This is a genomic window from Enterobacter sp. CGMCC 5087, from assembly GCF_003144775.1.
Classification (GTDB): domain Bacteria; phylum Pseudomonadota; class Gammaproteobacteria; order Enterobacterales; family Enterobacteriaceae; genus Enterobacter; species Enterobacter cloacae_M.
The window spans coordinates 1-15,030 of record NZ_QFXN01000252.1 but is presented as its reverse complement, the minus strand read 5'-3'; the positions used below and the strand labels follow the sequence as shown (position 1 = coordinate 15,030).

Annotated in this window: 10 protein-coding genes; 3 read left to right on the top strand and 7 right to left on the bottom strand. The window is 52.0% G+C overall.

Features of this window, described 5'->3' with window-relative positions:
- The first annotated feature begins 139 nt into the window (after window positions 1-139).
- Window positions 140-1,987: a DUF262 domain-containing protein gene (locus tag DEO48_RS22610; protein ID WP_109846351.1), complete on the top strand. Its 1,848-nt coding sequence runs from the start codon at window positions 140-142 to the stop codon at window positions 1,985-1,987.
- A gap of 205 nt (window positions 1,988-2,192) precedes the next feature.
- Here DEO48_RS22610 and DEO48_RS22605 read toward each other — a convergent pair whose 3' ends face one another.
- From DEO48_RS22605 to DEO48_RS22585, 5 genes are all read right to left on the bottom strand, one after another.
- Window positions 2,193-5,453, bottom strand: a complete 3,261-nt coding sequence (locus tag DEO48_RS22605) for a type I restriction endonuclease subunit R (protein WP_109846350.1) — start codon at window positions 5,451-5,453, stop codon at window positions 2,193-2,195.
- On the bottom strand, window positions 5,450-6,826 hold the full coding sequence (locus DEO48_RS22600; protein WP_181367044.1) for a restriction endonuclease subunit S: 1,377 nt from the start codon (window positions 6,824-6,826) through the stop codon (window positions 5,450-5,452). Before DEO48_RS22600 ends, DEO48_RS22605 begins: the two co-directional genes overlap by 4 nt.
- Entirely contained in the window at window positions 6,826-9,093 is a 2,268-nt protein-coding gene (locus DEO48_RS22595) for a class I SAM-dependent DNA methyltransferase (protein WP_109846349.1), read from the bottom strand. The genes DEO48_RS22600 and DEO48_RS22595 overlap by 1 nt, the downstream gene beginning before the upstream one ends.
- A gap of 178 nt (window positions 9,094-9,271) precedes the next feature.
- Window positions 9,272-9,910 carry a LysE family translocator gene (locus tag DEO48_RS22590; RefSeq protein WP_109846348.1) on the bottom strand — a complete coding sequence of 213 codons (639 nt, stop codon included), beginning with the start codon at window positions 9,908-9,910 and terminating at the stop codon, window positions 9,272-9,274.
- 47 nt (window positions 9,911-9,957) lie between these two features.
- Complete coding sequence (locus tag DEO48_RS22585) at window positions 9,958-10,701, bottom strand: AraC family transcriptional regulator (RefSeq protein ID WP_109846347.1); 744 nt, start codon at window positions 10,699-10,701, stop codon at window positions 9,958-9,960.
- 151 nt (window positions 10,702-10,852) lie between these two features.
- Here DEO48_RS22585 and DEO48_RS22580 point away from each other — a divergent pair, with 151 nt between their 5' ends.
- Window positions 10,853-12,223: an NAD-dependent succinate-semialdehyde dehydrogenase gene (locus tag DEO48_RS22580; RefSeq protein ID WP_109846346.1), complete on the top strand. Its 1,371-nt coding sequence runs from the start codon at window positions 10,853-10,855 to the stop codon at window positions 12,221-12,223.
- A gap of 44 nt (window positions 12,224-12,267) precedes the next feature.
- On the opposite strand, the gene DEO48_RS22575 is transcribed toward DEO48_RS22580, so the two are convergent.
- Window positions 12,268-12,588 carry a hypothetical protein gene (locus DEO48_RS22575; protein WP_028015390.1) on the bottom strand — a complete coding sequence of 107 codons (321 nt, stop codon included), beginning with the start codon at window positions 12,586-12,588 and terminating at the stop codon, window positions 12,268-12,270.
- Window positions 12,588-13,133 carry a YfaZ family outer membrane protein gene (locus DEO48_RS22570; protein ID WP_023310269.1) on the bottom strand — a complete coding sequence of 182 codons (546 nt, stop codon included), beginning with the start codon at window positions 13,131-13,133 and terminating at the stop codon, window positions 12,588-12,590. Before DEO48_RS22570 ends, DEO48_RS22575 begins: the two co-directional genes overlap by 1 nt.
- A 411-nt stretch (window positions 13,134-13,544) precedes the next feature.
- Here DEO48_RS22570 and DEO48_RS22565 point away from each other — a divergent pair, with 411 nt between their 5' ends.
- Window positions 13,545-14,903, top strand: coding sequence for an esterase-like activity of phytase family protein (locus DEO48_RS22565; RefSeq protein WP_146198319.1), 1,359 nt, complete (start codon window positions 13,545-13,547; stop codon window positions 14,901-14,903).
- The last annotated feature ends 127 nt before the right edge of the window (window positions 14,904-15,030 follow it).

Sequence of the window (15,030 nt, the reverse complement as noted above, 5' to 3'; positions counted from 1 at the left end):
GAGGGTTGTGGGAGAGAAGTGCAAAGATGAGGCGAGGTATTTTCATGACTTACAGCTTACAAATTGTGGAGTACAATCCTGATTTACAGCAATAAATTCTAATGATGTATAAAAAATAATACTACGTGGGAGTACAAGGATGAGTTCTTTTGATACGACTAAAACCCCTTTGCCTGACATGCTGAAACAGATCATTGAAGGAAAGGTACAATTACCTGATTTTCAGCGGGGATGGGTATGGGATGATGAGCATGTTCGTTCCTTACTGGTCAGTATTGCACGGTCTTTTCCAGTCGGTGCGGTGATGCTACTGGAGACCGGGGGTGAAGTCCGTTTTCAGGTACGCCCCGTTGAGAACATTGCTGGTTTAATGCCGGAGCCAGAACGACTCATTCTGGATGGCCAGCAGCGTCTAACTTCTCTTACCCAGGTGCTCATGCTTGATGCGCCGGTAAAAACGTTTAATGAAAAAGGTAAATCTATTGAGCGTTTTTATTATATCGATATTGAAGCCGCGATGGACGATCGTCTTGATGAAGCATTTATTGCGGTGGAAAAATCGAAGCGTGTAACTATTAACTTTGGAAGAGATGTTAAGACTTTCATAAATAACTCCGGTGAAGAGATCGAAATGGATTTCTCCACCGCAGAAAAAGAATGCAAGGCATTATTTTTCCCATGTAGCCAAATTATTAATTCTAATGAATGGGAAAAAAATCTTTTTAAATATGCAAAAGAGCATTTTGGCCTCTTTATGGAATTTAGAGATAAAATTTTATCCGCATTTCGTAGTTACCAACTGCCGGTCATCGCTCTGAGTAAAGCGACCAGTAAAGAAGCGGTATGCCTTGTATTTGAGAAGGTTAATACCGGAGGCGTTCCATTATCCGTGTTCGAACTGGTCACTGCGAGTTTTGCTGCCGATAGTTTTAACTTACGAGATGACTGGTATGGTAGTACCTTGCGTCAGAAAGCTGGCCGTCGCGCTTCGCTTGATAAAGTCTCTATTCTTAATGGAGTGGAACCGACTGATTTTCTCCAGGCCATTAGCATCCTCAATACGTTAACGAAACGACGTGCTGATATTGCTGAGGGTAAAACGGGTAAAGCGGTAACTGCCGTGAGTGCAAAGCGTGTTTCGGTTCTCTCATTGTCGCTGGATGACTATCACCGTTGGGCAGACGATGTTGAAAAAGGTTTTCTGCTGGCTGCAAAGTTTTTGCATCACGAATGCTTTATGCAGGGCTCTGAGTTGCCGTATCGTACACAATTAGTGCCTTTGGCCGCCGTCCTTTCACAGCTTCAGGGAAACTGGTTAGAACCAAAAATCTACGACAAACTGGCGCGTTGGTTCTGGTGTGGCGTCCTTGGTGAACTCTATGGGGGAGCAGTTGAAACGCGTATTGCCAATGATGTGGAAGAATTACTCGACTGGATTGAAGGTGAAGGTGACGAACCTCGTACAATTTATGAGGCCTCGTTCCAGCCGGGCCGACTGCTGACCTTGCGTTCGCGTTTGAGTGCAGCCTATAAAGCGCTAAGTGTTTTGATTCTTCGTAATGGTGCAAAAGATTTCTTCTGGAAATCCACTATTCAGAAACTAGACTACGAGGAAATTTCGCTTGATATACACCACATTTTCCCGAAAGTATGGTGTGAAAGTAAAGGTATTCGCCCTGCTGTTTATAATTCAATAATTAATAAGACCTCGATCTCATACAAAGCCAATCGAATGATTGGAGGTAAATCACCAGCTGACTATTTGAGTCAGATCCAGAATCACCAGCAAGTTGGATTGAGTGATGGGGATATGGATGCGATTCTGGAAAGTCACTTTATTTCTCCGCAATTACTGCGTACAGACGACTTCGAGGCATTCTTTGAGAATAGAAAGCAACAGCTACTTGCACTAATTGAACAGGCGATGGGGAAAAGGATATCTCAGGAAGATATGTCGGAAATTGCATATGAAGAATTTGAGGCATAAGACTAGTTAAGCTGCCTATATAGCATGTCAAAGCAGCCAATTGGCTGCTTTGATTCTTGCATATTTTCACCTGAAAGACCTTTTAATAAACTATTTAGCTCTCATCCTACCGCGCTAAGTGTGAATAGCTCATTCGACGTTCCTTGTTCCTGTCTCCCATATGCGAGGCGTTACGCCGCTTGCACTATAGCGAAAGAGCTGAATATCACTCATGAGTTAATTCCCTGCGCATTTTTGCGATGTCATACATCAGATGAGCAAAACCTCTGGCAACGTCAGGAGACGATAAGTACTGCATCATCATCTCCTTGTGCGCTTCGTTACTGTCTATCACGGCGTCATCAATAGCTTTCGTGAAGTCGCCCAGCATGGCCTGCTCACGGGTATTGTTGTCGAGTTGGGTCATGACAAGTTTGTTTTCTGCAAGCTTATCGTAAACCACGAAGGCATAGTTGAGCATATCTTTGTCGGTCAGGTTTTCGGTGATAAACAGCTCGTTGAGCTGCGCCAGCACCTGCGACATAAACTCCTCTTTCTTATCTTTTGCTTTTGCGGTGCCGACGTCATTAACCGGGTTGAGCTTATATTCTGCCGCATCCTCCTGAAGCTTAATATGCTGCTCATGGATCTTTGAAAGCCGATAGTGGCTCATTTCAACATTGGAAAGATCGACGTCATCTTCATCTGTTGATTCTTCACGCAGTAAAGGGCGAAGGTGTCGACAATAAAGGCTTAATTTCTCCAGCGACTTGTCATCGTAGGAGACGATCTGGGACATAAATTCATAAAAGCGTACAAAGCTACCGAGATCTTTTTTGAAGATCTCCAGGCGATCTTTTTCCTTCTTGCAGGCTTTAAAACTGTTTTCCGCGTTTGCGAGCAAGATGGGGTTAGGGGAATCCTTTTTTGTTAATTCATAGATTTGTTTAGCGCTGATATACGCCTCTTTCGCGGAGGCATACCGCATTGCCCAGCGGTTTACTGCGGGCAGGCAAATATTGCTGAGCGTCGCATTCGATTTCTTCTTACTGTAAAAAGCCTCGCATAGCTGTTCGACTTCGTGCCATAAAAATATCCCCGTCGCGCGAAGTTTCTCGTACAGATCGAACACCAGACCTGGATCGCTGACATCGGTCAATTCAGCCGTTTGATAGTAGGGCTGAAAGGCAGCCAGAATGTCGTCAGGTTCGTTATAAAAATCGAGTACAAAGGTGCCGGATTCCTTTTTACTTGGATAGGTTCGGTTCAGCCGCGACAGCGTCTGCACGCACTCCACGCCGCCGAGCGCTTTATCCACGTACATGGCGCATAGCTTAGGCTGGTCAAAGCCGGTCTGGAACTTATTAGCCACCAGCATCACCTGATAGTCATCGGTATCAAACGCCTTTCGCATATCGCGGCCTTTGAGCGCCGGGTTCATATTGATTTCAGTAAATTTCTGGTGCAATAGCGCAAGGCTGTTCATGTCATTTTCCTGAAACTCAACTTCGCCTGAGAACGCCACCATCGCAGTGATCTTCCCGTAGCCCATGTCGGCAATGTATTTATCAAACGCCAGCTTATAGCGCACGGCAGCTTTGCGAGAGCTGGTGACCACCATCGCTTTTGCCTGTCCGCCGAGCAGATGCATTACGTGCTGGCGGTAATGCTCAACGATGACTTTTACCTTTTGCGAGACATTGTGGTCGTGCAACGTCACCCACTGGTTGAGCCTGATCTTCGCCCGTTTGCTGTCCACTTCCCGGTCTTTATCACCCATTTTTTGCAGCAGCTTATAGGCCACTTTGTAATTGGTGTAGTTTTTCAGCACGTCGAGGATAAAGCCCTCCTCAATGGCCTGACGCATGGAGTAAACGTGGAACGCCGCAGGTTTGTTGGTTCTGGATGCGGGCTCGTGCGGGTTGGGTCTACGGCCAAAAAGCTCCAGGGTTTTCGCCTTCGGCGTCGCGGTGAAGGCGTAGAAGTTAAGATTGCTGCTCCCGCTGCGGGCGGCAAGGGTGGCGTCGAGGATATCTTCAGAGGTGAGGACCACATCGTCGTCGGCTCCTTCGCTCATCAGCACCTCTTTCAGCTGGCGCGCCGTGGAGCCGCTCTGAGAGGAGTGAGCTTCATCTGCGATGATCGCGTAGGTTCGCTCTTTGAGACAGGTGCTGTTTTCGATTGCTTTAAGTACGAAAGGGAAAGTCTGAATGGTGACGATGATGATGGGCTGCGAATGCTCCAGCGCGCTGGCGAGCTTCTCCGATTTCGAGCCTTCCCCCTCGCGGTTGTTGATTCGCCCGACCACGCCGTCCGCATGTTCAAACTGATAGATGGTGTCCTGGAGCTGATCGTCCAGCACGGTGCGGTCAGTCACAACAATCACCGAGTGGAAGCGTTTTTCACCCTTTTCGTTATGCAGGCAGGAGAGCTGATGTGCCGTCCAGGCGATGGAGTTCGATTTTCCGGATCCGGCGCTGTGCTGGATGAGGTATTTGTTGCCGGTGCCTTCCTCATCTGCTGCGGCAATGAGCTTGTTCACGACGTCCCACTGGTGATAGCGCGGGAAGATCAGGCTCTCTTTTTTGACCTTTTTACCGTCCCAGTCCTCTTTTTCCTCGATTTGCAGATGCACAAAACAGGCGAGGATCTTCAGCAGATTGTCAGGGAGCAATACCTCGTTCCACAGATAGCTGGTGGCGTATTCATGGTGATCCTCCGGGATATCGTTACCCGCGCCACCCTCTTTAGTGCCTTTGTTGAACGGCAGAAAGAACGTGTCGTCACCGGCAAGTCGGGTAGTCATGTAGACCTCGTACTGGCTGACCGCGAAATGCACCAGCGCGCCGCGCTTGAAGGTCAGCAGCGGCTCAGGTTTGTTGGTCTCCGGATCTTTTGGCAGGCGCGTTTTTTTGTACTGGTTGATGGCGCTGTTGACCGTCTGCTTGAATTCGGATTTCAGTTCGAGAGTGGCAACGGGAAGGCCGTTGATAAACAGCACCAGATCGATGCGCCAGCGTTTGGCTTTCGCCTCTGTGTCGGTGCCGCTCGCGTGGGGGCTATAAACCAGTTCCGGGACGATACGGCAGATGTTTTGCCGATAGCGCGCAAGGGTGTCCAGGTTGAGGTTGTGATCCGGCTTGAACTGACACAGGTTGAAGCGCGCGTTATGGCTTTTGATGCCGTGGCGCAGCACCCCCAGGGTTCCGTAGGTTCGGGACTGGAGATCGGTGGCGTTGGCATCGGCTTTTTTAAGCTGCGCGACCAGCGCATCGAGAAAATGACGCTCGGTGTCGTTGGGATAGATGCGGGTGAATTTTTCCCACTCCTGCGGCTGGGTGGTCTGGACAAACGTCAGCGCATCCTGCGGATAGAGTGCCCGTTCGCGATCGTACTTGCTGCCCGTGCCGGGAACCCAGCCGTTCTGGCACATCTGGTTTATGATATCGGCCTGTAGATTGGCTTCTTTGGTGACGTCGGCGATCATGCGGTGGCCTCCTCAGCGGCGAGGGATGCTTCGGTGCTGCTGGCGGGAGGCGTCCAGTCGCGGAGATCTATTTTGCCGGTGACGGCGGCGGCGATCAGGGCGGTGCGGCGTTCTTTTAGGAGATCGATTTGTTGGAGTTGTTTTTGTAACAGTACGTCTATCTTTTCTTCCTGTCTCTTTATATATTTGAAGATGAATATTTGTTCTTCATAATTAGGAATAGGAAGAGGTAATTCTGAAAATTCATTAAAACGAAATTCTGTTGAGCGCTCCCTGATTCCTTTAGACAACGATTGGATAAAATTAGTAACCGCTAATTGACGTACGAGATAGCCATAATAGCTAGTATAAACTTGTGTCTTTTTATGAGGGATACAAACAGAGCAAACAGGAGAGCACTTTCCATTAGAATCACTAACCCCAATTGCACCAGCAAAGCCATCCATAGCATGTATCACAAGATCCCCTTTTAAAACCCCTTGATACCCAATTTCTTTAATTGCGAAAGTAAACCCATCTGTTCTTTTGTTTTGTCGAAGTGTGACATGTCCGTCACGAAATGCCGTAATTATTCCAGCATGCTTTGATATCGGCCTTTGCATTTTACGGAATATAAATTTTGCTCTTTTCAGCATCCAGTGTTCTGGTATATTACCTAACCAATCAACCCCAGAATCTTTCATCGGTGCATCAGGGTTTAGGCCTTTGGTTACCGCATGGCTAATCACTGCCTGACGTTTTTCTTTTAGTAGTTCGATGAGTTGTTGTTGCTTCTCCATCAGGTTATCGATTTTTGTGGTTTCGTGATCTAGGAAAGCAGTAATAATTACTTGTTCTGATAATAGAGGTACAGGAATCCTAATATTACCAAGAAGCCCTCGACTAATTCTTTGCATAGTGGTGCCACGAGCCAGGTTACCAGTGTGCTGGAAGTAATAATTACTTGAAAAAAGGTATACTAAATATTTTTTGTTATAAGATTCATCTGTTCGGAATATCACATTATCAACAGATGTAACAGTTTTAAAATTGAGTTCAGATACTAAACATGCTCTTCCAATTGGCTTATTTAACCTAGATATTAATATATCCCCCTCTAATATCTCAGTGCAATCAAGTTTATTAAAAGTTTTTTCGGTTATAAATCCTGAACTTTGTTCTTTGTAGAAACCTTCGCCTATATTACCAGTAGTAATATAGCGAACACCGTCATCAGAGAGATCCTTGCTTTCAATCCAGTCACCATCAAGAAAAACAGAACTAGCAGCCAGTGCGAGATACTTGATTGGTGCTTTCGACCAATGAGCAGGTGTAGAGTTTAACCACTCCATCCCGGAATCCTTATATTCCGGATACGCCTTATACTTAGCCATCAGGAGTGTACCTCCTGCAGCAGCTTCATAATCTCCGCGCTCAGCGCATCCAGCTCCGCGTCAATCTCTTCCAGCGGTCGCAGGGGCTTATACACATAAAAATGCCGGTTAAACGGAATTTCATACCCAACGATCCCAACCTCGCCGTCGCGGGCGTCGCGCTTATCGGCATTAATCCAGGCGTCCGGCACGTGCGGCAGCACCTCCGCCTTCACGTAGCCTTCAATCAAATCGCTGGTCGAAACAGACGGATCGAGCGCCACGTTCTCGTTGTCGCGCAGGTCGGCATCCTGTTCAAACTCCACCACCTGTCCGCGGTACGCAAACGCGCCGTACAGCGGCTGCGCATCTTCCCTGAGCACCTTTTTGACGACCGGCTCCGCGTCCGGGTTTTTGCGGGTAATGGCCTCGATAAACTGCTTATGCTCTTTGGCATCCAGCTTAACGACGGCGGTTTTGAACGCCTCTTTGAGCGTCAGCTGGAACTGATTGAAATCATCGCTCGGCTGAGCGAGACCACCTGCTTTCCCGTCGAGCGACGTCTGGATTTTTTGCGCTTTAACCATCAGCGCGCGCTGTTGTCGCCACAGCGTTGCGTCGAGCAGATCCTTAATCTGCTTCTCTTTAAGCTCAGGGAATTCAGCCTTGATAACGGCGCGTGCTTCCACCTCGAACTCGGCAAAGTTGCCGTAGTTCTCGTCCTGCCAGAAGGCACCGAACGCGTCGTACAGGCATGCCATCGGTGCGTTAAACGGTTTTGGCGCAAAGCGCAGCGCGGCAATGGATTCATCCGTGACCTGAGCCGTCAGACGCAGCGGGCGCTCAATGGTCAGGCGGCGAAAACCAAAGTCGGTGCTGTTGAATATCTTGCTGGCGACGGCGCGCTTGTCATCATCGTCCTTAAGATCCACCACTTCGAAGTCGCCAAAGGTGCGGGTGATGAGCCGAATATCCTCCTCGCTCATCATGTTGCGCTTCGCGCCCAGTGACTTACGCATTTTGCTGCACAGCTTGCTGGCGTCGATCAGCTGGATCTTGCCCTTACGCTCCGCCGCCTTTTTGTTCGACAGGATCCACACGTAGGTGGCGATCCCGGTGTTGTAGAACATGTCGGTGGGCAGGGCGACGATCCCTTCCAGCAGATCGGCTTCAAGGATGTAGCGGCGGATCTCGCTTTCGCCGCTGCCCGCGCCGCCCGTGAACAGTGGCGAACCGTTGAGAATGATCCCGATGCGCCCGCCGGTATCGGCATCACGCATTTTGCTGATCAGGTGCAGCAGGAACAGCAGCGAGCCGTCGGATACGCGCGGCAGGCCGGGCCCGAAACGCCCGTCAAATCCTTTACGGTGCTCGTTATTAACGTCGGCTTCGATCTTCTTCCAGTCCACGCCAAACGGCGGGTTCGACAGCATGTAATCGAAGCGATCGGCGGGAAGCTGATCGTTAGAAAGGGTGTTGCCCAGCTTGATGCGGCTGACGTCCTGACCTTTTATCAGCATGTCGGCCTTACAGATAGCGTAGGACTCCGGGTTCAGCTCTTGCCCGAACGCGCGCATCACCGCATTCGGGTTGAGTTCATGAACGTACTCCATTCCGGCAGAGAGAAATCCGCCCGTACCCGCCGTCGGATCGTAAAGGGTTCGAATGACGCCCTCTTTGGTGAGAGCCTCGTCGTCTTCCATAAACACCAGCGAGGTAGTGAGACGCACGATATCGCGCGGCGTGAAGTGTTCACCGGCAGTTTCATTCGAGCTTTCGGCGAAACGGCGGATCAGCTCTTCAAAGACCAGCCCCATATCATGGTTGGAGATGGCCTGCGGGCTGAGATCGGTGGTGGCAAACTTCTGCACCACTTTATAGAGGAGGTTGGCATCATCCAGCAACCCGATGAATTCGCTGAATTTAAAGTGCTCGAAAATTTCCCGCGCATCTCTGGAAAAATACTGAATGTAGTTTTCCAGGTTGGCCCTGATGTCGTTTTGACCCATTTTGCTCAGATCCAGCGGCGAGGCGTTAAAGAACGTCAGCCCGCTGGTGGCGCGCAGGATTAACTTTTCTTTCGCTTCTTCAGGCAGGAGCGAAGAACGGACCTTTTGAGCCTCAATAACGACGGCCTCTTTAGTCTCTTCAAGGACGCATTCCAGGCGGCGCAACAGGGTAAACGGAAGAATAATGCGGCCATATTGAGATTGCTTAAAATCACCGCGCAGGAGATCTGCAACAGACCAGATAAAGGCTGCCGTTTGGGAGAAATTCAGGGTACTCATAAAAGCGTCCTTGCCCATTTTTCAGGCATTTTTGATGATGAATTAAAACCCTCTTTTTATCATGGCTAAAAATATTGATCGACTAAAAAATCGATCTAAATCAATGCCTTAATGTTATGATTTGCAATAATTCATGGGTGTCATGAATGTGTATTTCAATACAGATGATGGAGCCGGGTCATATAGCACTAACGCATAACCGCCACAGCACCCACCCACCAAACCCCATCAGCACTGCCCCCGCCGTACGCTCAATCCACCACAGCGAACGGCTGAGCTTGTGTTGCACCGCCGATAGCCCCATCAGGGATACCAGCGCCAGATCCCACACCAGCACCACCATCACCATCCAGACGCCGCAGGTCGCCTGCTGAAGCAGCGTGACGTCCGGCCCCAGTAACGCCGTCATCAGCGCCAGATAGAACAGCGCGTTCTTCGGGTTTAACAGCGCCGAACCGAGCCCCAGCAGGATCTGCTTGTGCAGCGAGGGAAAGCGCTGGTGGGTTTCATTCAGCGCCAGCGCCTGGTGGCGGCTGCGAATCAGATGCGATCCGATCCACAGCAGGTACAGCGCCCCGCAAAGCTCGATCAGCGTAAACAGCCACGTAAACTGGCGCAGCGCGTTCCAGCCGATAATCATCAGCAGGATGTAAAGCCCGTTACCCGCAGCGATGCCGAGGCACAGTCCGGCGCTACCCCGTAGCCGATAGCGCGCGGCGTAGCCCACCAGCAGGAAGAAATCCGGGCCCGGGCTTAGCAGGGCGACAAAATGCGCCAGCGCCAGGGCGAGAAAAGCGGAAGGGAATAACAGTTCCATAGCGACCTCAGTTAACAATCCGAGGTCAGAGTACGGCGCTGCAGAACCTATTTATTGTCTGATATTGATCGGCCGGTGGCGTACTGGCGCGGCGTGGCGGCGGTATAGCTGACGAAGGTCTTATGAAAATGGCTCTGGTCGGCAAAGCCGCTCTGGTAGCCAACGTCGGCAATATCATCCCCAGCGCGCAGCCGCGCTTTAGCGTATTCCACGCGGGAGATGTTGAGATAGTTGCCCGGCGTCAGGCCGGTGTCCTGCCTGAAGGTGCGAATCAGCGTCTCCTTGCGCAACGAGAAGCGTTGAGCAAGTTCGTCGAGGGAGGGCGGGCTGGTGAGATCGGAAAGTAACGCCTGCTGAATCTGCTGGCTGGTTCCGCTAAGCGCGTCAGCGTTATACGCTGCGCGGGGAAGGGCAGAAAGCAGCGTCTCCAGTGATGCCGGAGACAGGGTCTCGACAACGTCCAGGTAATGGGCAAACAGGGTTGGGCTACGAATCACCTGTGGCGCCAGCGGAAGCCCTGTATCGATGTAGAGCATATGGTAGCTGCGGGGTTGCCCGGCGACGGGGTTACAGCTGTGCGGCGCACAGGCCGGGATCACGATGAGGTCCCCGGGGTTAAGGATGTACTCTCTGTCATGACACACGCAGCAGGTCTGGCCCTCCACAATCGCGCCGATGGAGAGCTGAGAGTGACTGTGGCGTTTGTACGCCTGCGTACTCTGCCAGGTGCTGCGCAGCTCAAGGCCTGAGGTGCGGTGAAAAGTCTGGCGGATATGTCGGGTATCGGTCATGCGCGCTCCTTCTGAAGATTTTTTATACCACGTCAGCGACCCCTCTGGCAGCGCTTCATTAAGAACCTTCCGGATATACCCAACTTTACGTCCATAGCCAGTCATGTTGACTACCCTTAATACCCTAAGCGGTAAAACAAGGAGATTCGACATGGCTTATCAGACAGTAAATCCTGCCACTAACCAGCTCATCAAAGAATACCCCTCACATACCGACGCGGATATCGAAGCGGCGCTGAAGGCGGCCGATGCGCTTTATCATTCGGACTGGGCGAAAGGCGACATCAGCCAGCGCCTGCCGGTGCTGCATAAGCTTGCCGATCTGATCGACGAGCGCGTGGAGGATCTGGCTAAAATCGCCAGCCAGGAGATGGGTAAGCTCATCGAACAGAGCCGCGGCGAGGTGAAGCTGTGCGCGCAGATCGCGCGCTACTACGCCGACAACGCGAAGCAGTTCCTGGCCCCGGTGAAGTACGACTCTGAGCTCGGTGAAGCCTGGGTGGAGCATCACCCGATTGGCGTGCTGATGGCCGTTGAGCCGTGGAACTTCCCGTACTACCAGCTGATGCGCGTGCTGGCGCCAAACCTGGCGGCGGGGAACCCCGTCATCGCCAAGCATGCCAGCATCGTGCCGCACTGCGCCGAGACCTTTGCCCATCTGGTGCGCGAGGCGGGCGCGCCGGAAGGGGCGTGGACCAACCTGTTTATTTCGTCCGAGCAGGTGGCGAATATCATTGCTGACGATCGCGTGCAGGGCGCTGCATTAACCGGCTCCGAAAAGGCCGGCAGCGCGGTGGCCGCGCAGGCGGCGAAGCACATCAAGAAATCCACGCTGGAGCTGGGCGGTAACGACGTGTTCGTGGTGCTGGATGACGCAGACCTTGAGAAGGCCGTGAAAATTGGCGTTAACGCGCGGCTCAACAACGCCGGGCAGGTCTGCACCGCGGCGAAGCGCTTTATCCTGCATGAAAAGATTGCGGATGCCTTCCTGAGCAAATTCACCGAGGCGTTTAAGCAGGTGAAGATTGGCGATCCGCTGGACGAAAGCACCACGCTGGGGCCGCTGTCGTCTAAAGATGCGCTCGAAACGCTGACCAAACAGGTTAACGAGGCGGTGAAAAACGGTGCGACGCTGCACTATGGCGGCAAACCGGCGCAGCGCGACGGGAGTTTCTTCGAACCGACGATCCTGACGAATATCTCCCGCGATAACCCGGCGTATTTCGAAGAGTTCTTCGGCCCGGTGGCGCAGATGTACGTGGTGAAAAACGACGACGAGGCGGTCGCGCTGGCGAACGACTCCCACTACGGCCTTGGCGGGGCGGTATTCAGCCAGAATATCGAGCGCGCGAAGAAAATGGCGTCGCGGATTGAGACCGGGATGGTGTATATCAACTGGCTCACCGATACCGCACCGGAGCTGCCGTTCGGTGGCGTGAAGCGCTCCGGCTACGGACGCGAGCTGTCGGATCTGGGGATCAAAGAGTTTGTGAACCAGAAGCTGGTGGTGGTGCGTAAGTAAGAGATAATAAAAAAACCTGCCAATCGGCAGGTTTTTTTAAGGGATTATTGCACTTCGATCTTGTCCCAGCCGCTTTTGAACATGCAGCTGTCGACTAACGTATCCCGGCGATATTCATTCGCGTCTTCAACCGTGTAGCTCGTGGAAATATCCTTTTTCTTGTTCTTTTTGTCCGTTTTTTCCGAGCTGGATCCGGTCACGACGTTATCCGGGGGCAGATCGATTAGCGCCTGCGCTTCGCATTCCGTGAGCTTTTTATTCATTTCCGCATCGCTGACGCCCGGTTTCACCCATTTGTACTGGACGCAGCCGGTGAGCATCAGCGTGAGGCTCAGAACGCAAAGCGCGGTTATGCGGTGTTTCATCAGAAGGTGACTCCACCGCCTACATATGCGCCGTCAATCAGCGTGTGGCCAGGACGACCGTCTTTGCCATCCACGCTCACGTGGCGGTAGCCCACTTTCAGGGTCACTGGCGTAATTGGCGTCCAGCTTACGCCGCCGTTAGCTTCAACGTAGTTTTTCACGCTATTGTTCAGGCCTTCTGGCGCCACATAGCCTTCACCGTACACGTGGATGCTGTCGGTCAGGGCAACGTTTACGCCGCCGCCAATCGGGAACGCCACGCCGTTATCGCCTTTTTTCGGGCCGAGGTAGATGGCTTTTGCGCCCGCATTCAGCATCACCGGGCCAAGACCCAGGTTGTAGCCTGCGCCCACGCCCCCGGTCTGGGTACCGTCATCGGTGTTTTTGAGCCAGTTGCTTTCGAGATAAACACCGGATGAGGATTTCCCCATTTCCAGATTGAGGTTGGTAAAGTTTTTACCCTGCTCAACGGTGCCGCCCATCGCCAGTGCGGAACCCGATACGGCAGCCAGAGCAGAAAGAAGAAGGATATTCAGTTTTTTCATGTTTTTTGCCTCGTCATTAAATTCATCTGGGCGCACCTTAACAAGCGATGTTAATGACTGCAAATGTGATATAAATCGCGGTTTTATACTGATATTGTTAACTTTTTTATTGAAGTTGTTGCAATGATGTTTGATTGTCGGGGTGTCAACAGGGGATGTTTTTAGCGTTTAGGGACCGTTTAGTTTTTTGACTAAACATAAACTGAACGAGGTGGGGATAGTGATTTGAGATGAATTAATTGGGTTTCTAATAATTTCCAAAAATGTTTCGCCTGTCACACAAAACAACAAAGCCTTACATTTCGAGCGATGAATATACGTTCAATCGCGCAGGCCGGTTTCCCTTCCATGTCATTTTTCTGACACGTTTATTCTTTACGTTGTTGGCTTCACTAACTGGATGCTAACAATATGAAAAGAAAAATTATTCCTGTACTAATCGGCTGTGCGCTCTCTTTCTCTGGCCTGGCGGCGCAACCCACTGCTGAGCGCTATGTCGTCAGCTTCCCTGAAGGCTCCCACGTGAGCTACAGCGGCGCGTTTGCCAGCGCGTTTCCGGACGGACTCCCCGTGGGCATTGGCTCCGGCCTGCTGTTTACGGGCAAGCAGGGCGACGCCCTGACCTTTGCGACCGTGACCGATCGCGGTCCAAACGCCGATGCGCCAAAAATGGGTAAAAACGAAGCCAAAATATTTGTCACGCCAGATTTCGCGCCGCTGCTGATGACCATCCGCGTTCAGAACGGCAAAGCGGAGGCTGTTGATGCCCGCCCGCTGCATGATGATAAAGGCGAGATCAACGGTCTGCCGCTGCAAAGCGGCGTGATTGGCTCCACCAATGAAGTGGCGTTCAGCGATACCCTCAAGACCCTGAAGGGTGACAACCGCGGCCTGGACACGGAAGGCATCACGCCGGACGGGAAAGGGGGCTACTGGCTGTGCGACGAATATGGCCCGTTCCTGATTAACGTCGACAGCAAAGGGAAGATCCTGGCGATCCACGGTCCGCAGGCGGCGGAAGGAGAGAAATCCATCGCGGGCGGCCTGCCAAACATTATCAAATGGCGCCAGGCGAACCGGGGCTTTGAAGGCCTGACCCGGATGCCGGACGGGCGTATTATCGCCGCCGTGCAAAGCACGCTGGATATCGACGGTAAGAGCAAAAAGCAGTCGCTGTTTACGCGTCTGGTGAGCTTCGACCCGGCGACCGGGAAAACGGCGATGTACGGTTACCCTATCGACAGCGCGGCCTACAGCAAAAACAGCGACGCCAAAATCGGCGACATCGTGGCGCTCGATAACCAGCACATCCTGCTGATTGAGCAGGGAAGCGATAAAAACGACGGCATGCGTAACCTTATCTACAAGGTGGATCTCAGCAAGGCGAGCGACCTGACCGCCTTCGACAAGCCGGGCGAGTACCCGGAGTTTGATGATGAGAAAACCCTGGCGCAGCGCGGCATTACCCTTGCGGCAAAAACGCAGGTGGTCGATCTCCGCGCGCTGGGCTGGCAGCAGGAGAAGGCCGAAGGGCTGGCGCTGATCGACAGCAAAACGCTTGCGGTGGCGAACGATAACGACTTTGGCGTGAAGGTGGCGATGCAAAACCCGGTCGAGGGCAAGAAGCTCAAGGATTATCGGGTGAACGCGGAAGGCAAGCTGACGCTGGATGATAAACCGGTGGAAACCACGCTCAGCGTGAAGCCGCTGAAGAAGCCGGAGTCTGACAGCGAGCTGTGGATTGTGACGCTGCCGGAGGCGGTGAAATAAGTATCCCCACAAAATAATGCCTGCACAGACGCCCCCTCTCCCTTGAGGGAGAGGGCTGGGGTGAGGGGGAACATACGGCTCTGGAGGTCATTCCGTTCACTTCATGTTCCTTGCTACTCTGTAACGG